21 protein-coding genes and 2 tRNA genes are annotated in these 19,683 nt (G+C 37.1%); 17 read left to right on the top strand and 6 right to left on the bottom strand.

Going from position 1 to position 19,683, the window contains the following annotated elements:
• Window positions 1-3: 3 nt before the first annotated feature.
• From dapB to CDW55_RS05535, 6 genes are all read left to right on the top strand, one after another.
• On the top strand, window positions 4-705 hold the full coding sequence (dapB, locus tag CDW55_RS05510; protein ID WP_088468774.1) for a 4-hydroxy-tetrahydrodipicolinate reductase: 702 nt from the start codon (window positions 4-6) through the stop codon (window positions 703-705).
• Window positions 706-777: 72 nt separating this feature from the next.
• A complete protein-coding gene (gene lepB, locus CDW55_RS05515) occupies window positions 778-2,430 on the top strand; it encodes a signal peptidase I (RefSeq protein WP_088468775.1) in 1,653 nt (550 codons plus the stop codon).
• A gap of 62 nt (window positions 2,431-2,492) precedes the next feature.
• Entirely contained in the window at window positions 2,493-3,104 is a 612-nt protein-coding gene (locus CDW55_RS05520) for a WbqC family protein (RefSeq protein ID WP_088468776.1), read from the top strand.
• Window positions 3,105-3,113: 9 nt separating this feature from the next.
• Entirely contained in the window at window positions 3,114-4,832 is a 1,719-nt protein-coding gene (locus tag CDW55_RS05525) for a S8 family serine peptidase (RefSeq protein ID WP_088468777.1), read from the top strand.
• 106 nt (window positions 4,833-4,938) lie between these two features.
• Window positions 4,939-5,418, top strand: a complete 480-nt coding sequence (locus CDW55_RS05530) for a lipocalin family protein (RefSeq protein ID WP_088468778.1) — start codon at window positions 4,939-4,941, stop codon at window positions 5,416-5,418.
• Window positions 5,419-5,433: 15 nt separating this feature from the next.
• On the top strand, window positions 5,434-6,126 hold the full coding sequence (locus tag CDW55_RS05535) for an OmpA family protein (RefSeq protein WP_088468779.1): 693 nt from the start codon (window positions 5,434-5,436) through the stop codon (window positions 6,124-6,126).
• Window positions 6,127-6,353: 227 nt separating this feature from the next.
• Here CDW55_RS05535 and CDW55_RS05540 read toward each other — a convergent pair whose 3' ends face one another.
• From CDW55_RS05540 to CDW55_RS05565, 6 genes are all read right to left on the bottom strand, one after another.
• Window positions 6,354-6,731 carry a hypothetical protein gene (locus CDW55_RS05540; protein ID WP_143332925.1) on the bottom strand — a complete coding sequence of 126 codons (378 nt, stop codon included), beginning with the start codon at window positions 6,729-6,731 and terminating at the stop codon, window positions 6,354-6,356.
• A 32-nt stretch (window positions 6,732-6,763) separates the two neighbouring features.
• The gene (locus CDW55_RS05545) at window positions 6,764-7,246 is read right to left on the bottom strand and encodes a hypothetical protein (RefSeq protein ID WP_088468781.1); all 483 of its coding nucleotides are present in this window, start codon (window positions 7,244-7,246) and stop codon (window positions 6,764-6,766) included.
• 5 nt (window positions 7,247-7,251) lie between these two features.
• Window positions 7,252-7,671 (bottom strand): hypothetical protein, encoded by a 420-nt coding sequence (locus tag CDW55_RS05550; protein WP_143332926.1) that lies wholly within the window; start codon window positions 7,669-7,671, stop codon window positions 7,252-7,254.
• Between the two features lie 54 nt (window positions 7,672-7,725).
• Window positions 7,726-8,142 carry a hypothetical protein gene (locus CDW55_RS05555; RefSeq protein WP_088468783.1) on the bottom strand — a complete coding sequence of 139 codons (417 nt, stop codon included), beginning with the start codon at window positions 8,140-8,142 and terminating at the stop codon, window positions 7,726-7,728.
• Between the two features lie 17 nt (window positions 8,143-8,159).
• The gene (locus CDW55_RS05560) at window positions 8,160-9,401 is read right to left on the bottom strand and encodes a tetratricopeptide repeat protein (protein WP_088468784.1); all 1,242 of its coding nucleotides are present in this window, start codon (window positions 9,399-9,401) and stop codon (window positions 8,160-8,162) included.
• A 155-nt stretch (window positions 9,402-9,556) separates the two neighbouring features.
• Window positions 9,557-10,615, bottom strand: a complete 1,059-nt coding sequence (locus CDW55_RS05565) for a cell envelope integrity protein TolA (RefSeq protein ID WP_088468785.1) — start codon at window positions 10,613-10,615, stop codon at window positions 9,557-9,559.
• 104 nt (window positions 10,616-10,719) lie between these two features.
• Here CDW55_RS05565 and CDW55_RS05570 point away from each other — a divergent pair, with 104 nt between their 5' ends.
• From CDW55_RS05570 to CDW55_RS05620, 11 genes are all read left to right on the top strand, one after another.
• Window positions 10,720-11,475, top strand: coding sequence for a LuxR C-terminal-related transcriptional regulator (locus CDW55_RS05570; protein ID WP_088468786.1), 756 nt, complete (start codon window positions 10,720-10,722; stop codon window positions 11,473-11,475).
• A 109-nt stretch (window positions 11,476-11,584) separates the two neighbouring features.
• Window positions 11,585-12,469: a decaprenyl-phosphate phosphoribosyltransferase gene (locus CDW55_RS05575; protein ID WP_088468787.1), complete on the top strand. Its 885-nt coding sequence runs from the start codon at window positions 11,585-11,587 to the stop codon at window positions 12,467-12,469.
• On the top strand, window positions 12,469-13,788 hold the full coding sequence (locus tag CDW55_RS05580; protein WP_088468788.1) for an FAD-dependent oxidoreductase: 1,320 nt from the start codon (window positions 12,469-12,471) through the stop codon (window positions 13,786-13,788). The genes CDW55_RS05575 and CDW55_RS05580 overlap by 1 nt, the downstream gene beginning before the upstream one ends.
• Window positions 13,789-13,799: 11 nt before the next feature.
• Window positions 13,800-14,525 carry an SDR family NAD(P)-dependent oxidoreductase gene (locus CDW55_RS05585; protein WP_088468789.1) on the top strand — a complete coding sequence of 242 codons (726 nt, stop codon included), beginning with the start codon at window positions 13,800-13,802 and terminating at the stop codon, window positions 14,523-14,525.
• Between the two features lie 10 nt (window positions 14,526-14,535).
• Window positions 14,536-15,123, top strand: coding sequence for an HAD family hydrolase (locus CDW55_RS05590; protein WP_088468790.1), 588 nt, complete (start codon window positions 14,536-14,538; stop codon window positions 15,121-15,123).
• A 39-nt stretch (window positions 15,124-15,162) separates the two neighbouring features.
• On the top strand, window positions 15,163-16,311 hold the full coding sequence (locus CDW55_RS05595) for a cysteine desulfurase family protein (RefSeq protein ID WP_088468791.1): 1,149 nt from the start codon (window positions 15,163-15,165) through the stop codon (window positions 16,309-16,311).
• Window positions 16,312-16,410: 99 nt separating this feature from the next.
• The gene (gene trxA, locus CDW55_RS05600; RefSeq protein WP_088468792.1) at window positions 16,411-16,728 is read left to right on the top strand and encodes a thioredoxin; all 318 of its coding nucleotides are present in this window, start codon (window positions 16,411-16,413) and stop codon (window positions 16,726-16,728) included.
• A gap of 128 nt (window positions 16,729-16,856) precedes the next feature.
• Window positions 16,857-16,930, top strand: a tRNA-Asp gene (locus CDW55_RS05605).
• Window positions 16,931-16,963: 33 nt separating this feature from the next.
• Window positions 16,964-17,037 (top strand) — tRNA-Asp (locus tag CDW55_RS05610).
• A gap of 230 nt (window positions 17,038-17,267) precedes the next feature.
• A complete protein-coding gene (locus tag CDW55_RS05615) occupies window positions 17,268-18,536 on the top strand; it encodes a glucose-1-phosphate adenylyltransferase (RefSeq protein ID WP_088468793.1) in 1,269 nt (422 codons plus the stop codon).
• A 76-nt stretch (window positions 18,537-18,612) separates the two neighbouring features.
• Window positions 18,613-19,650: a polyketide cyclase gene (locus CDW55_RS05620; RefSeq protein WP_088468794.1), complete on the top strand. Its 1,038-nt coding sequence runs from the start codon at window positions 18,613-18,615 to the stop codon at window positions 19,648-19,650.
• Window positions 19,651-19,683: the final 33 nt, after the last annotated feature.

Genomic DNA, 19,683 nt, shown 5'->3' on the forward strand with positions numbered 1-19,683 from the left:
AGTATGAAAATAGCACTGGTAGGATACGGAAAAATGGGTAAAATTATTGATGAAATAGCGACCCAAAGAAATCATGAAATCGTTGCAAAACTTAATGAGTCTCCAAATTCAGAAAACCTAAATAATGCTGATGTAGTCATCGAATTTTCGAATCCTGAAGTGGCTTTTAACAATATTAAAACCTGCCTGGAGAATAAAATTCCGGTGATTTGCGGAACGACAGGCTGGCTCGACCAAAAACACGAAATCGAAAAAATCGCAGCTGAAAATAATACCTCTTTTTTATATGGCTCAAATTTCAGCTTGGGAGTAAATCTTTTCTTTGCGCTGAATGAAAAATTAGCTGATCTGATGAAAAATTTTCCTGACTATAATATTCAGCTTGAAGAAATTCATCATATTCACAAAAAAGATGCTCCAAGCGGAACGGCGATTTCCCTGGCAGAAGGAATCATCAAAAATGACAATAGATTTGAAGTTTGGAAGCTCGATGAAACCAGAGATAAGGAACTGGGAATTTTTGCAATCCGTGAAGATGAGGTTCCCGGTACGCACAGCGTTTTTTACAGAAGTGAGGTCGATGAAATCGAGATAAAACACACGGCTTACTCCAGAAACGGCTTTGCGCTGGGCGCTGTAATTGCTGCAGAGTGGATTCAGGGAAAAACAGGTAACTTTTCCATGAAAGATGTTCTTTTCTCTTAGTAAAAATTATTTTGTAACAGTTACACTATCCTGCTAACTAATAAGCCATTAAACAACCACCAACACCACATTATGAATTATTTTCTCACTTATACAGTTTATGTTTTAATCCTCTCAGTTCTGATGGGGGTTTCAACCTGGAAACTCTATAAAAAAATGGGTTACAATCCGCTTTTTGCTTTTGTACCTTTTTATAATTATTATATCATACAGAAAGAAACCGGCCACCCGAAATGGTGGGTCGCAATGGCTTATCTTCCGATTGTCGGGCCTATTATGATGACCGTTTTTCATCTGTTTCTGATGAAACATTTCGGTAAAAGCACCTTCTCGCAGCGGTTACTTACTGTGATTCTTCCTTTCATTTATATGGCTTTCATCAATTATTCGAAAGATCCAGAGATAGAAACTGAAGACGAACTGTATTTAACTGAGGACGAGAAAAGTGAGAAAAAGAAAGAGTCTTTCGCAGGTTCCATCACTTTTGCTGTAGTTTTTGCGACAATCGTTCACGTGTTCATGACCCAGCCTTTCGGAATTCCGACAGGTTCCATGGAACGTACCCTTCTCGTGGGAGATTTCCTGTTTGTGAATAAATGGAGTTATGGATTCAGAATGCCGATGCGTCCTGTGGCAATTCCGTTCTTGCAGGGAACCATTATGGATACAGGCGAAAAAGGCAATCCGAAAGACGATCCGAAATCATATGTGGAAGCGGTGAAATTACCTTACGCCAGAATTTTTCAGTTCAGCAAACCTGAGCGAAATGATATTGTAGTTTTTAATTATCCTCAGGATTCGGTGCATAAAGCAATCGACAGAAAAGATCCTTACGTAAAACGTTGTGTTGCTGTAGCCGGAGATATTATTGAAATTAAAGCCGGAAGACTTTTCGTTAACGGAAAGCCGGAAACAATCTTAGGAGATCAGCAGAAACAGCACAAATTTATTGCAACTACAGGGAGTCAATTAGATATTCCGGCGCTTTACAGACAATACGGTTTCCTGCCTGTGCAGGAAATACAAACAGAAACCGGTTATTTGTACGATTTTCAAGGTCTGACCGATCAAACGGCTAAAGAAATAAAAGAATTGCCACAGGTTATCGACCTTAAAGAACACATCTGGCCAAAAGATTCGGCAGCGCTTTCCTATAAAGTGAATGCCGCAAGAGACAGCTATACGAAGAATTTAGATACGACTCAGTCTATTTTCCCAATCAATAAAAAATGGAATCAGGATTGGTATGGACCATTGAAAATTCCTAAAAAAGGAGATGTGGTAACTTTAAATCAGGAAACTTTACCTGAATACCAATGGATTATTTCTGAATACGAACATAATAAACTCGAAAACAGAAACGGAAAAATCTTTGTAAACGGCCAGGAAACGAATCAATATACCATCAAACAGGATTATTATATGATGATTGGGGACAACCGAGATGCTTCACTCGACGCCAGGTTTTTCGGGTTCGTGCCGGAAGAAAATATTGTCGGCAGCCCGATGTTTACCTGGATGAGTGTGGAAGGCCTGTTTTCTGATAAAAGCTCATCTTACCAACCGGACGGTAAAAAAATCCGTTGGGACCGTATGTTCAAAGCCACCAACACCGGCGAAGCAAACAAGACATCTTACTGGTGGGTAGCGGTGATACTTTTAGTACTGTTTTTTGGCTGGGATTACTTTGCTAAACTCTTCAAAAAGAAAAATAACGAAGACTAATAATCTATCCTGATATAAATACAGTCCCTCTCCATCGGAGGGGGATTTTTATTAAACCGATTATGAAAATTTTATTACCCATATTTTATCTGCCACCCCTTTCGTGGTTTGCGGTTTTTTTGAAGGTTGAAAACGAGGTGGTTTTGGAGCAATTCGAAAACTTTCCGAAACAAACCTATCGGAACAGGGCCAATATTTATGGTGCCAACGGAAGACTGTCTTTAATCATTCCCACGCGGCACACCGGCAAACGCATAATGAAGGAAACCGAAATTTCTCACCGCGAAAACTGGCAGCAACTTCACTGGAAATCGATAAAAACTGCGTATCAGCGCTCTCCTTATTTTGAATTTTATGAGGAAAAAATTGAAAAAATATTTGAATTTAAAACGGATTCTTTGATTGAGTTTAATCTGAATGCCTTAAAAATTATTCAGGATATTCTGAAGACCGAAAAGGCATACTCTTTGAATAATGACTATGTCAAAATTCCGTTGGAAGAAAATTATCGTGCGAAATTTTCAGCTAAAAAAGAAACAGAATTTGAAATGGAAGAATATTACCAAACCTTCAGTGATAAGTTGGGGTTCGAGAAAGACCTTTCAATTCTGGATCTGATTTGTAACAAAGGACCGGAAACTTTGACTTATTTAAAGAATATTCAGACCAAATAAAAATTTATAATGAAAAAAGTACTTATTGCAGCTGCCTTCCTTTCAGGAGTTGCTTCTTTTGCCCAAAGTACCGACGTTGCTTTGGATCCCATGAAGGACAAAGATTTAATGACCTGGTATCACAAAGATTTTTCTTCTTCAAATACTTACGGAGTTAATACACAAAATGCTTATAAATATCTTGAATCCAAAGGTTTAAAACCAAAGCCTGTAATTGTGGGCGTTCTTGATAGTGGGGTAGAAGTTGATCATCCGGGTTTAATTAAAAACATGTGGAAAAATCCTAATGAAGTCCCAAACAACGGAAAAGATGACGACGGAAACGGTTATGTCGATGATATCTACGGTTGGAATTTCATTGGTGGAAAAAATGTTGATATTGATATTGACAATATGGAAGTGACCAGAGTGGTAAAAAAATACCAATCACTTTTTGAAGGTCCAAATTCTGCCACAAACAAAGCAAATCAGGCGAAAATGCCCGAAGAATTTGCAATGTACATGAAATCCAAAGAAATCTTCACCAAGAAAAGCATCGAAGCAAAGCAGGGTTACGAAACTTATTCCAGAATTCAGAAAATGATTCCGGATATGGTTAAGTTGTTGAATGGCCAGAATCTGACTCCAGAGGCGGTGGCAGCAATAAGACCAACTACCCAGGAGCAGGCAATGGCAGCATCAGTGCTTGGTCAGGTCGCACAAGATCCTTCTGTAAAAGGAAAATCTCCTGCAGATGTTCAGAAGTTTTTGGAGGCGCAAATGAAAGAAGCTTTAGATTATTACACACCGCAGGCCACACGGCAGTATAACCTTGATTTCGATCCAAGAGCATCTGTGGTTGGTGATAATTACGAAGATTATACTCAGAAATATTACGGCAACAATCATTATGAAGGTCCCGATGCCCAGCACGGGACCCACGTTGCTGGAATCATTGCAGGTTATCCGCAAGGTACAGAAACGCAGTACGGAGTTGGTTACAAAACGGCTAAAATTATGACCGTAAGAACGGTGCCGAATGGTGATGAGCGGGATAAAGATGTCGCAAATGCAATTCGATACGCTGTAGATAATGGTGCTAAAATTCTGAATATGAGTTTTGGCAAGCCTGTTTCCCCGGGTAAAACTGTAGTTTGGGATGCCTTTAAGTACGCACAGGACAAAGGTGTTCTTTTGGTTAAAGCTGCAGGCAACGAAAATGAAAATATTGCTGAAAATGTCTATTATCCAACAAATTTTAAAGAGGTAACAGATGCTAAACCCTTAATCAATAACATGCTTGTAGTGGGAGCTTCTACGAATAATAATGAATTCCTGCGGGCAGATTTTTCCAACTATAACCAAAAGATGGTGAATGTGTTTGCGCCGGGAGATAAAATATATTCCACCGTTCCGGATGGTAAATATGAGTATCTGCAGGGAACTTCAATGGCATCGCCTGTAGTTGCCGGTGCAGCCTCTGTTCTTTGGGCATATATGCCGAATTTAAAACCGCAACAGATCATTGAAGCATTGGTGAAAACATCCAACAAATCTTCTGTTAATGCAATGATCAACTCTAATACAAATAACAGATTCGATTTGATCTCTGAAGCTGGCGGAGTCATTGACCTTCGTAAAGCCGCGGAATATGCATTCACAAATTTCTATAAAGCCGGAACACCTGTACAGACAGCAAAGCCAAAAGCTGTAAAGAAAACGGTGAAGAAAACTGTAAAAAGAAAGTAATAGTTACTTAGACTATCTATAAAAAGCCTGGTTTATCCGGGCTTTTCTTATCTGTAAATTAAACTTGGCACGGTTTTTTGTAACTAGTAGTTATAATTTTACTACTATGAAAAATATACTACTTACAGGAATTTTAGGTGCTGCAATCAGCATTTCCTGTTCCACAGCAAAAACCGCTCAGGCAAATAGAGCAGAATTTCTACAGCTAAAAGGAGATTGGGAAATCACAAGTGTCGACTACGACAAAAATTACAGTGTAAAGCCTTTTGATGAAGGTGCAGATGCAAAATGTTTCGTAGGCAGCCACTGGAGATTAATTCCTAATAACTGGAGCGGATCTTATACCCTTAACGGAGGTGGTGCCTGCCCGAGTGTTATTCAGCCAATTAAATTTGAAGTGGTAAACGGTAACGAATTTAAATTCAAAAAATTACTGGAAGATACCAAAGCAAAAGCTGTAACCCAAGGCTACTCTTTAAACTTAATCAGCCAAACAACAGATTCTTTCAGTTTGGAACAAAACGTCCCTTCAGGTGGTCAAAACGTAAGAATTGTATATAACTTTGCAAGAACAGGAATGAAATAATCTAAAATTATAAAAATGAAAATATTTAATACAACAAACATAGCAGCTTTCTTCATTACATCTACAATGATGTTAACAAGTTGCGAATCAGTAAAAAATGCCAATAACCAACAGAAAGGTACTGTAATCGGTACTGCAGCAGGAGCTGTAATTGGCGGAGTTCTTGGAAACAACTTAGGAAAAGGCAAAAATGCACCAGCCGGAGCAGTTCTTGGCGGAATCGTAGGTGGTGTTGCAGGTAATGTTATCGGTAGAAATATGGATAAACAAGCCAAAGAGATTAAAGAAACTTTGCCGGGTGCAGAAGTTGAAAGAGTAGGAGAAGGTATTAAAGTGACCATGAAAGAAAATATGGTAAACTTTGGTTTCGATTCATCAGATTTAACATCAGCAGCTAAAGCAAACTTAGACAAGCTGGCTCAGGTTCTTAAAAATAACATGGATACTAACATTAATATCTATGGACATACCGACAGTAAAGGGACAGATGCTTATAACCTTTCTTTGTCTGAAAGAAGAGCCGCAGCAGTGAAAAACTATTTGGTTTCTCAGGGTGTTTCAGCAAGCAGAATGTTTACAATGGGGGTTGGTGAAAAAGAACCTGTCGCTTCTAATGATACAGATGCAGGCAGAGCAGAAAACCGACGTGTTGAATTTGCGATTACCGCAAATGAAGAAATGATCAACGATGCACAAACCGGTCAGTAAATAAGACCAAATCACAATCATTATATTTTTAAATCCGCTTCGGCGGATTTTTTTATTTTAAAGTTTTCAGGAAAAAGCTGTATCGGTTGAGTACTACGTTTTTATAAAGATTATCAAAAAAGTAGTTAACGATTTAGGACACTATATCGTAAAGTGTGTAAGTTAAAAAGTTTAGGCTTGGATTTTATAATGTGAGGATTTCTTCAAAAATAAAGCCTAAATTATTTTTACAACTTCTTTAGTAAAAGAGGAATATTACGGTTAAGGTAATTTATTTCAGAAGAAACGGGAAAGTTTTTTTGAATATCTGTTTTAAGCATAATAACAGATTGTAAAATAAAATTAAAATCACGGATAATTTCCCGTTGTTCTTTTTCACTTTTTGTTTTTTGGAGTTGCTTTTCTAAGATATTCCTTTGATGTTTTCCTTGCTCAATAACATGCTTAAGTTTGTTTATTTTCTGATTCATCGCATTAGGCGCGTAATCTACTGCTTCTTGTATTTGGGACAAATATGTTTTTGTAATGTCGAAATTATTGTTGTTGTTGGTTTGCGCAATGAGCTGAATATTAATTATCAGCATCAAGAATAAGATTGTTTTCATAAAATATTTTTTTCTTGATTTCTACAGCCAATTCAATAACTGCATTCGATGTCGTAACCTGCTTTTTTTAATGCTTTATCCATTTGTTTCATAAATCGGTGGGGATAGCTTTCTTTATTGATTTCGGTGGAAAACAAATGAGTTTGTTCTGACTTTTTTTTCAGGATATTGCCGTTTTTTTCGTAGTGGGTTTGGGTTTCGGTAACGTCGTTGTCTAACGTTTCAAAATAAATGTTGTGATCCCTTCCAATATTGATTATTTTGTTTAATGGAATTTTACTGTAGACGTTTATTTTTCCTCCATCGTAACTCTTTATTGTATAACCAAAATGCAAGATGTTGTTTTCATCAATACGAAAAGCTTCTGTAACGATAAAGTTTTTTCTTTCTTCATCGTCATAAAAATGAGTCATTTCCTTTTGTAGTTGCTTGTTGAGCAGTGTTACAATTTTATGGTTTTGAGCCAACGATAATTGACTTACTCCTAACAAAAGAATTAAAAACAGTTTTTTCATTTCATTTATTTTTTTTCAAAAGATCCCGATTCTAAATAATTGACAATTTCGTCCACAGATGTATCAAAATAGCCGGCTTTTTCTTCGTCGTATAGGTTTTTCCAATGCACAAACCCAAATTCGTAATCGGGTAATTCGCAACGATCATCTTTGAGCTGTGTGGTACTTTTGCGCAAAGCGGCTTCGGCAATGGGAATGTGCAATATTTCTTTTAATCCATTAGGATGCTGAGGATTTTGAATATTAACATTAAGTATCGCAATATGAATAATGCAGCCCACCGCGGTATAATATTCTATTTTGGTGATTTTTACCGTAGATTCTTCCTCGCCGGGGCACGTATGGTAATGCCATTCTTGTCCAACTTTATAAGTTGGAGTTTGCGTTGTTTTTTCAGGTTTGTTGAATAGATTGAATAGACTCATGTTTTTTTGTTTTTTTAGCCACCCATAGTTTTTGTCCACGGTTTAAACCGTTGGTTAAAATATCTTTTCCTTGCAAAATGTGGATAAATGGTTCATCGCTTTTACTACCTCTGCGCGAAGGTTTTCTTCATTATCTTTTAGTTGAAGAAAGCAAAATTTTGACTTAATCGGAGCTTTATCATCTATTTCCAATAAAACGACTTCATCCTCATACTGAAATCCGGGTTGAATAATATTTTTGATTTTAGTGGGAAGCGTATATTTCCAATTTGCTTCACCTAATTTATGCATGATTACTATTTCGCATTCATTTACAGATTGTATTGTAATTTCTTTAAAAGAACTGCCACCTGGCGAAATATTGGCTTGTAGGTTCTCTTTTAGCCAGCTTATGGTTTCGTCTTTGGTTTGCGCAAAGCTTGTAAGGCTAAACAGCAATATAATTGCTGTAATGATTATTTTTACTTTCATAATTATCTTTATCTTTTTTATTTATATTTCCAACAAAAGCACTCTTTCCACCAATATCGTCCTGTACTTCTGTCCTTGGCTGTACTGCCCAGTCCTTTTTTATATATTTCTTCAATATAGCCAGCAACAGAACTGCTATCACATCCGTCTTCTTTACATCCTTCTGTTAGATATTTTTTTGCTTCATCGTATCGCTGATTGAGATATAAAACCTTACCTATTTGTTTTTTATAATACCCACTTGTAATAACTCCGCCGCTTTTTAGAAATTTATCAAACCAATAGTACGCTTCTCTTGAGCTATCATCATACGAATTTGCCATGTATCTCATTGCTTCTATACTGCCTAAATCAATTGCTTTTTGGTAATATTCTCTTGCTTTATCATCATTGGTTGTTACGATATTAGATCTGAAGTCATATGCGTTTCCTACTTCTATTAAAGAATTGATATTACCTTGTTCTGCTCCTTTCAAGTAATAATCAAAAGCTCTCTTTTCATCCTTATCAACTCCTTGTCCTTTATTGTGCATATAGCCTAATAGATAGTTTGCATATCCATTCTTAAGATTTGCAGCTCGCTGTAACCAAGGCAGCGCTTCCGAATATTTTTTCTCAAAGTAATATTTAGATCCTACTTTTTCCAAAGCTTCATCATTAAATTCGTGTGCTAAAATAGATTTAGGGTATTTAATGTAAAAATCTTCAATAGCAAGGCTTTCCCAGTCTTTCCATTGTTTTTCGGCTTCGTTTTTAGTAATTAACTCTTTATCAATTTTCAAACGGTTTATGATTTGCCAAAAAGTTGTAAACATCATTTTACTATCAGCTTCATTAGCTGCTTTGAAATAAAAGAACTTATCTTTTTGCACATTTGGTTCTCCACCCAAATAAAGTTGCCATTCCAGCTCAGTATCTGGAAACCAAAGTAATACTCCGTCGTTGTCGTCAGCCAGATATTGAACCCTTGTAAGATCGATATTTTCTACAACGATAAGCCCTTCATTGCCATTTGCACTAAAATTAACTGAAACAGAGGCGAGCTTATCGCTGAAACTAACACTAAAATTGTCTTTAATATAATTGGCAGTTACCACTTTGTTGTCGCCAAAATCTATTTCCTGTCCGTTGGCTTTGTATTGCAAATCCGAAATGATTTTGGATTGCTTTTCCAGCCATTCATACGATACGGGTTCTTCCTGCGCGAATACACATTGTGCTATTGACAGAAATAATAAAGTAAGTATTTTTGTTTTCATAATTTTTAATTATTTAAAGTGAAGTGGTTCTACTAAATCCTAAATGCAGTCAAAAAATCTTCAAATTTTCTTTTTTTGGTTTGAAAAATTCCTGCCCCCAAACCATCCCCGCAAAAACAAGTAATACTAATGTAAATAATGTTGTTTTCATGATTTTATTTTTTAATTGTTTTTACTGTGCCATCTGCTTTAATAAGTATATAAAGCTTACTATATCTACCTCCTAACTTTGCCCGATAATCCTCATTTATCAACTTATCATCTTTAATTGATTCTTTGGTATAGCTTCTATGAAGAACCTCATAAAGGTCTGGATAATCAAAAATCAAATTTTGTTTCGTTTTGTAGTTGTAGAGCGACCTACCTTTTTCACTCACGCGGTTAGGATCACGTTCTATAATAAACCAGTCATCTATAATATGGTCGATAAATATAATTGTATTATCGTTCAAAATCCGATTTCCTTTTATATCAATCAAGTCATACAACTTCTTATAAATAGGATAGTGTTTACCATTAAAACTAAATGGGAATTCATTTAATTGTACAATGCCTATATTAGGAGGGAAATTGAACTGATTGTCTGTATCATTTGCAATGCCTTTGCATAAAATGTATTTCTGTGCAAAAACCTTTTGATTATTGATAATGAACCCTTCCGACAATCGTTCTACGGGGTATGGGATGTTAGAATCAATTAAATTATGCCAACCATCATCACCGTGACTAAAGTCGTAACTCCCATAATAATGTTTCTCGCGCGTTATTCCGGCAGTTTCAGGAGAAACGTAGAAATAATTTTTCTCCATTTTTACGTCTTTTTTTTCTTCTGTTTTTGCTGGCGTACTTTTACCCGTATTCGGCGACATTACAATAGTTGCATTTGTTGGTTTGTTTTTTTCGTTTTGCAATCTTTGTTTTTCGGCATCTTCTTTAGCTTTGCGTTCGTTTTCGGCTTTGGTTTTGGCCACTAAGGCTTCGTGGCGTCTTTTGTCTTCGGCTCGTTTTGCAGCTTCTTCTTTGTCTTTTTTCTCCGAACATACTTTGCAAACACTAAAATCTGTAACTTGTGCACCACTTCCCATTCTCGGAGGCTCTTTCCAATACTTGCAATTTCTTGCTTTTATATTGTGAGACTGTGCCTTTGCCTGCGTAAAAAAACTCACTAAGAATAGTAGCGTTACAGCTAATCCTAATTTTGTAATTGTTTTCATAGTAAATATTTTTATGTTAACGTTTTTAGCAAAAATAAATTTAATATATTCACAAAGAAATAGCTATATCTAGCTATTTATAAGTTATAAATCATTTGTTTTTAATGGATAAGATAGAGAAACTGCGAAATATTTGGGAAAACATTCCAAGATCAATAATTGAACAAATAGACCTTTCACAGAAAGAACTTATTAACCGTTATATGGATGTGTTTCATTTTGGCGATTATTTTTATGTAATCTTCAATACACGTACTGCCGAAATGGAATTTGTAAGTCCAAATGTGGAAAAAGTACTGGGTTATGCACCTGAAGATTTTCACCTGCAAGTTGTTATGGATAGTATACACGCAGACGATCTGCCGTATTATTACCATTATGAGCAAAGTGCAGTGCGGTTTTTCACAGGCTTAGCTCCCGATCTATTTTTCAGTTATAAATTTGCTTATGATTTCCGTCTAAAAACCAAAGAAGGAAGTTACAAACGCGTGCAGCAACAAATTGTACCTATTTATTATTTTCCGGAAGGTGGGGTAAGAACTTTAGGGATTTTTACTGATCTAACGCATTTTAATATCCATGGCATTCCAAAACTGTCTTTTATAGGGATGCAAGGTGCGCCCTCTTATTACAACGTGCATCTGGAAGAGGATTTTAGAATGATAGATTCGCTTTTCTCGAAAAAAGAATTGGAGATTTTACAGCATATGATTCAGGGTAAAAAAAGTGAGGAAATAGCGGATCTGCTGGCACGGAGTATTCACACCGTTCGCAATCACCGCAAAAATATTCTTCAAAAATCGGGTTGCAACAATGTGCACGAATTATTGGTAAAATCAATCAGAGAGGGTTGGGTATGAAATATTTAATATAATCTCCTTCCATCGTTTTCCCAGTTTTTTATCTTTGATTCATTTTTACTGAAAATTTATTTTAAAATCACTAATTTTGTGATACTCTGTAATACGAATGACGAAATATTTAAAACTGCTTCGCGTTGAACAATGGGTGAAAAACCTTTTCGTTTTTGCGCCACTTTTCTTTTCCGGAAATATTACCAATCCCGATTTGCTGATCAAAAGTTTCTTTGCTTTTGCAGTATTTTCGCTTGCGGCCAGTACAGTTTATATTTTAAATGATTATTCAGATATCGAATCCGACAAAAAACATCCGGAAAAAAGCAAAAGACCACTCGCAAGCGGAGCGATTTCAAAGCCTACAGCGGTTTTTATTTTTATAGGATTAATTGCCCTTTGTTCAGTTTTGATATTTTGCGGAGGAGCATATTTCCAGAATAATTTCTGGAAGTTCGCCTCCATCGTGGTATTTTATTTTTTAATGAATGTGGCCTACACTTTCAAACTGAAACATGTAGCCATAATCGATGTTTGTATCATCGCCATCGGTTTTGTACTTAGGGTTTTGGCAGGCGGATATGCGACAGGTATTTATATTTCTCAGTGGGCAATTCTGCTAACATTCGTTCTGGCGCTGGTTTTGGCAATCGGTAAAAGAAGAGGCGAACTTATCAATGCGCAGATTTCCGGAAAAACCCGTCGGGCACTCGATGGTTACAATGTTCAGTTTGCCGATATCGCGCTTTCAATAAGCTGTACCCTTGCAATCGTTTGTTATTTAATGTTTACGCTTTCACCGGAAGTTCAGCAGAAATTCCATTCCAGGGTTTTTTATACTGTAATTTTTGTTGTATTTGCGTTTTTAAGATATCTGCAGCAAACGCTCGTGTATAATAAAACCGAATCGCCAACAAAAATAGTATACCGCGACAGATATATTCAGGTCACTTTTGTGCTTTGGCTCGCAGCATTTTTACTTCAAATTTATTTCAAATAATGAAACCGAATTTTATACAGAAAGTAACAAATTGGGGGAATTTCCCTGTGGTGGAAAAGGAAATAAAGTCAGAAGATTCTATTGAAAAAATAAAAGATTTCGTTAGAAACAATAATGAAGTTATTGCCCGCGGTAACGGCAGATGTTATGGCGACGCTTCCCTTTCAGAACATATATTTTCAACCAAGCGGCTTAATAAATTCATCAGTTTCGACCGTTTAAACGGTGTCATTGAATGCGAGTCAGGGGTTTTACTTTCTGAAATTTTAGAAGTAATTGTGCCGCAGGGGTATTTCCTGTACGTAACTCCGGGAACCAAATTTATATCCGTCGGTGGAGCTATAGCTTCGGACGTGCATGGCAAAAATCATCATGCCGAAGGTTGTTTTTCCGAATATGTGGAGGAATTTTCTTTGCTCAATGAAAACAGCGAAGTAATTACGTGTTCAAGAACTCAAAATGAGGATAAATTCTGGGCAACAATTGGCGGAATGGGACTTACAGGAATTATTCTCTCTGCAAAATTCAAATTAAAGAATATTGAGACTGCCTATATCCGCCAGGAATCCATCAAGGCAGAAAATCTCGATGAAATTTTTAAACTTTTTGATGAAAGCGAGTCCTGGACGTATAATGTTGCGTGGATTGATTGCCTGCAAACCGGAAAAAATATTGGCAGAAGTATCATAATGCGTGGCGAACATGCTTTTAAACATGAACTTCCTAAGAAATTGCACCAGAATCCACTGAGGCTAAAACAGAAATTCATTCCAAAAGTGCCTTTCTATTTTCCTGATTTTATGCTTAATAAATGGAGTGTAAAGTTATTCAACTATCTGTATTACAGTAAGCAACAAAAAAAAGAGGTGAAGAATTTTGTGGATTACGAAACCTTTTTTTATCCTTTGGATGTGGTGAATGACTGGAATAAAATCTACGGAAAGAAAGGGTTTATCCAGTACCAAATGGTAATTCCGAAGGATAAAGGAAAAGCGGGCATGAAAAAAATACTTGAAACCATCGCCAAAAGCGGAAACGGATCTTTCCTCGCTGTCCTGAAACTTTTCGGCAAAGAAAATCCTTCGGCTTACAATTCTTTCCCTCTGGAAGGGTATACTTTGGCGTTGGATTTTAAAGTAAATCCAAAGCTTGCAAAATTGGTTTCAGATTTAGATGAAATTGTAGAAGAATTTGGCGGCAGGATTTATTTAACCAAAGACAGCATGAGCAAATCATCACTTACCAATTATCTTCGAAACGTTCAGAATCCTAAATTTGTGTCGGTTCAACACAAGAGAATCCTCAGCAACAGCAATTAAATCTACAAAATATGATCGTTCTCGGCAGCAATTCAGAAATCGCCCAGGCCTTTGTAGAAAAGGTTTTAGAAGCTGGTGAAAAATATCCGGTCATCTATCTTCTCACATCAAATCACGAAACTGCAGAAAAGTTTGCCCGCCATCTTGATGTGAAATTTTTTCAGCGTACCGAAATCATCGAACTTGATTTGATGAAGGAAATCGACTATACTCAGCTTGATGAGATCAATTCCGAATTACTGTTTTGCGCTACAGGATACTTGGGCGAAAACACGGAAGAAGGCCTGTATAACAATAAAAATACTGAAATAATTATTGATATAAATTACGCGAAACTAATTCCTGTTCTCAATTTTTTTGCCGGTAAAATGGAAAGACAGCGCTCCGGAACCTTAATTGTGCTTTCGTCTGTCGCAGGAGACCGCGGGAGGCAGAGCAACTTTATTTATGGCAGCGCAAAAGCAGGATTATCGGCGTATTTAAGCGGTTTAAGGAATTATCTCTTCAGTAGAAAAGTTCATGTTCTTACCATAAAACCTGGTTTTGTGGACACCAAAATGACAGAAGGTTTACCGTTGAATCCTGCACTTACAGCAACGCCAAAACAGGCTGCAGAAGGAATTTATAAAGCTTTTAGAAAGAATAAAAACACAGCATATGTTTTGCCGGTTTGGGAAATTATTATGTTGATTATTAAGAATATACCGGAGTTTATATTTAAAAAATTAAAACTTTAATGAACTGGAAATGAAAAAACTGTATCTCTTCGATTTTGATGGTACTTTAACCTACAAAGACACCATGTTTCTGTATCTTAAATTCTATAATCCGTCGAAATTTTATTTACAGTTTCTGAAACATATTCCGCTTTTTTTGCTTTTAAAACTGAAGCTCGCGGATGCTGAGAAAGTGAAAAAAAGTTTTATTGCCTCAATCCTCAAAGGCCAAAGCCGTACGAAAATTGAAAAAAAATCGCAGGCTTTTTTTGACAAATACCAACACGAAATTTTTCGTGAAAATGCTTTAGAATTCATTACCAATATCGACAGAAACCAAACTGAATGCTATATCGTTACCGCTTCCCTGGACATGTGGGTGAAACCATTCGCGGAGAAGCTCAGGATGAATCTATTGTCAACCCGGGCAGAGTTTAAAAATGATATTTTTACAGGGGATTTTATTGGAAAAAACTGCAACGGCCCGGAAAAAGTGAACAGGATTAATGAAGCATTGCAAGGCAGAAAATTCGATAAAACCATAGCTTTTGGCGACACATCCGGCGATACTGAAATGTTGTCTTGGGCAGATGAAAGCCAGTTTGAATTTTTTCACTAATTTTATACCCGCTATACCGCTAAAAAGAAAGTTAAGAAAATGGATAAAATATATTTGGATAATGCGGCTACCACGCCACTTGCCGAAGAAGTAATCGATGCAATGGTAAATGTGATGAAAGTAAATTACGGTAACCCATCATCCACCCACAGTCTCGGCCAGGAAGCGAAAATTCTCATCGAAAATGTAAGGCGCGAAGTGGCTGACTATCTCCATGTATCGCCTTCTGAAATTATTTTTACCTCCTGCGGAACCGAATCCAACAACATGATTATTAAATCCTGCATCAATCATTTGGGTGTAGAACGCATCATTACTTCACCAATGGAGCACAAATGCGTTGCTGAAACGGTTTTGGATATGAAGAAAAGGAAGGGAGTTGAAGTGGTTTATCTTCGTCCCGACCATAAAGGAGATTTCAACCTCAATGAAGTAGAGGAATTGCTTAAAGCTTCAGAAAAGAAAACACTGGTAAGTTTAATACATGCCAATAATGAAATCGGAAATCTTCTGGATATTAAAAAAGTAGCGAAGATTTGTAAAGAAAACGGTGCGTTGTTCCATTCGGATACCGTACAGTCGATGGCACACATGGAACTTGATTTTTCCGAGATTCCGCTGGATTTTGCATCTTGCAGTGCCCATAAATTTCATGGTCCAAAAGGAAGCGGATTTGCTTTTGTAAGAAAATCTTCAGGATTAAAGGGTATTATCACAGGAGGACCTCAGGAACGGGCTTTACGTGCGGGCACCGAAAACGTGTGCGGAATCGTAGGCCTTGGTAAAGCACTGGAGCTTTCTCTGAAAAATATGACGGAATATGCCACTCATATTAAAGGGATAAAAAATTATACAGTGGAAAGACTTTCTGCTGAAATTGAAGGCGTTAAATTCAACGGAAGAAGTGCCGAGGATGACAAAAGCTTATATACGGTTTTAAGCGTGCTTTTACCCTTTAAAGATCCAATGATCGGCCTCAAACTTGACATGAAAGGAATCGCAATCTCGCAGGGTAGTGCATGTTCATCAGGGGCTTCAAAACCTTCGATGGTGATGATGATGATTCTGGATGAGGAGGAAATGCAGGATTCCACACCTTTAAGAGTTTCTTTCAGTCATCTTACGACCAGAGAAGAAATTGATGCTTTGGTCACAGCCCTGAAGGAAATTCAGCATCATTTAAGATAGAAAATACAAATGTTTCACATAGATAGAGGATTAGCCAAAGTCGCTGAAAAGTTGTAATTTTGTATCGAAAAAGTAATTTAATTATAAAAATATAGAAAAATGGCATTAGAAATAACAGATCAGTCATTCCAGGAAATGGTTTTAAATTCCGATAAACCGGTTTTAGTTGATTTTTGGGCAGTTTGGTGCGGACCATGCAGAATGCTGGGGCCAATTGTAGAAGAAATTGCAACAGATTTTGAAGGAAAAGCTGTAGTGGGAAAAGTGGATGTTGACAACAATCAGCAGGTTTCTGTAGACTACGGAATCCGAAATATCCCAACAGTTTTGATTTTCAAAAACGGACAGGTGGTTGATAAAATCGTAGGTGTGGCATCAAAAGAGGTAATTTCAGAAAAATTATCAGCGCATTTATAAAAAATAATCCCGTGAAAATGAATGCTTTCTGAAAAAGAAAGCATTTTTTGTGAGAAAACATTTTGTAGATAGCCAGAAAGTTGTATTTTTGCACTCACCAAAACGAAAGAAGTTCTTTAGTTATCAATGATCCGGTAGTTCAGCTGGTTAGAATGCCGCCCTGTCACGGCGGAGGTCGCGGGTTCGAGTCCCGTCCGGATCGCAAAAAGTTTATCAATTACTTTTAAAAAAAATTGATCCGGTAGTTCAGCTGGTTAGAATGCCGCCCTGTCACGGCGGAGGTCGCGGGTTCGAGTCCCGTCCGGATCGCGAAAATCTCTCAATCATTTGGGAGATTTTTTTTGTTATATACCGAGTCCTGTATTTCTATTGCACGACATTAACATTGGGTTTTTCAGTTAGAATTCCGGATTTTTATATTTCCTAAATTTTTTTATCATGTCTCAGCATGATTTACGTCTTTGTATTTTGAAAAGTGCTTAAAAATCACTAATATTGTTAGGTATCAATCTTGCTGGCAAACACAAAAATTTAATCCTATGAAACCAAGTGTCATCTCAATAGTGCTCGGCGGTGGACGCGGAACACGGTTGTTTCCTTTAACTTATTCGCGCTCTAAACCGGCGGTTCCAATAGCCGGAAAATACAGATTGGTGGATATTCCGATTTCCAACTGCCTGAATTCGGGATTCAACAGGATTTTGGTTTTAACGCAGTTTAATTCGGCTTCTTTAAATTCTCACATCAAAAATTCTTACCATTTTGATATCTTCAGTAAGGGTTTTGTAGATATTTTGGCTGCAGAACAGAATGTCGAAAACGACCAGTGGTATCAGGGTACGGCTGATGCGGTGCGACAGTCGATGAAGCATCTCGATAAGTATGAATATGATTATATTCTGATACTTTCCGGCGATCAGCTTTATCAGATGGATTTTCGTGCGATGATCGATTTTCACTGCAGTAAGGAAGCGGATATTACCATTGCAACGATTCCTGTAAACTGTCATGATGCGCCTGGATTTGGTATCTTAAAAGCGGATGACGACGGTAATATTACCTCGTTTATCGAAAAACCGCCCCATGAGGTGTTGGATGAATGGAAATCTGAAGTTTCTGAAAAAAGCAGATCCGAGGGTAAAGAGTTTCTTGCCTCAATGGGTATTTATGTGTTCAGTAAAAATATGCTGAAAAGAATGTTCGATAATGATCCGGGAGATGATTTCGGTGGCGAACTTATTCCGAACGGGATTGGAACCTTTAAAATGATCAGTTATCAATATGACGGATACTGGACAGATATCGGTACAATACAGTCGTTTTTTGATGCCAATCTGGAGCTTACACAGGATTTCCCGAATTTTAATTTATTCAGCCATTCGCCGATTTATACCCGCGCGAGAATGCTTCCACCATCCAAAATACTGGGTTCCTATGTAAGCAAAGCTATTTTTGGTGACGGTTGTGTGGTAATGGCAGATAAAATTGAAAACTCAATTGTGGGAAACAGAAGCCGTATCGATAAAGGAAGTACACTCATAAATACTTATATGATGGGTGCCGACTATTACCAGAATACCAAAGAAATCGTAATAAATGACCAGAACGGTACAGCAAATCTTGGTGTAGGGAAATACTGCTATATCGAACGTGCGATCTTGGACAAAAACTGCAGGATTGGTGATAATGTAAGAATTATTGGCGGTAAACATCTCCAGGATGGTGATTACGATACCCATTCGATAAAAGACGGTATTGTAGTCGTGAAGAAGAATGCGGTTATACACCCCGGAACAATTATTCCTTAAAACAGAAACACCTATACAACGCGGTAATATTTATACTGCCGCGTTTTTTGTGTGAGAGATTTTTGTATTTTTGCCCATGCGTTGGTTAAAATTCGGAACTTTAATTATCATCTTTTTATTGGCAGTGTACGCCGTCTCTATGACTTTCGTGGCAGAAAGCAAGAGTTTCACCGTTGAAAAAGAAATCAATTATCCTGTCGATAAGGTTTTTCCACAGTTTAATAATCTCCAGAATTTCAGCCGCTGGAGTGGCTTCTTTGCCAGGAACAAAAATCTTACTTTCGATTTTTTTACCCCTTATGAAGGTCAGGGAAGTTCTATGAGTTACCACGATAAAAAAAACGAAGATGTTTTTGGTGACTTGTTTATCCGTTACGAAAATCCAAACAAAACACTTCGTTATCAGTTATTCGAAGGCCGAAACCGCAATCCTTATCTTATCGATTTAAAATTTATTCCGGCAAATGGAAAGACCAGAGTCATTTGGTATGTTCATACTCCGAAGCAGCCTTTCCTCAAACGTTCACTTAATTTAATTTCAGAAGACGATATCAACCAGAATATTGAAAGCGGAATGATTACGCTCTTTAACATCTTAGGCAACAAAGTCAATAAAGAACAGGCGCGCGAAAATTTGAAATTCGACAGTTTGATGGTGGAAGAAAAAGAAGGCCAGCTTCTCTTAGGCGTTAATGTAAATTCCAAAAATACCAAAGACGCGCTTTTCAAGAATATCGTGATGAACCATAACAAAACCCTCAACTTTATAACAATGGATTTGGGGAAGAGAGAAGACGAGTACGGCGAGCCGGTTTTAATCACTAAAGCCAACAATTTTAAAGATAAAGAAGTTTCTTATTACTACGGAATACCGCTTTCCAAAAGAATTGGTGTATCCGATAACAACTTCACCTTCAGAACGGTGAATGCGTCCAGAAACTATGTCATTTATTACCGGGGCAGTTATTCAGGCCGAATTAGTGCAATACAGCAACTCCTTCAGCAGGCCAATAAAGATACGATGCGTACCGGCGATCTGCAGCAAACCTTCCTCGAAGAACCGGCTGTGGAAAGTAATACAGTGATTAAATTATCTTTGCCGGTTTACAGATGATTTGTTTAATTGTTTTTTAAAATTTTTCAGCTT

This window comes from Chryseobacterium sp. VAUSW3, assembly GCF_002205795.1.
GTDB lineage: Bacteria > Bacteroidota > Bacteroidia > Flavobacteriales > Weeksellaceae > Kaistella > Kaistella yananensis.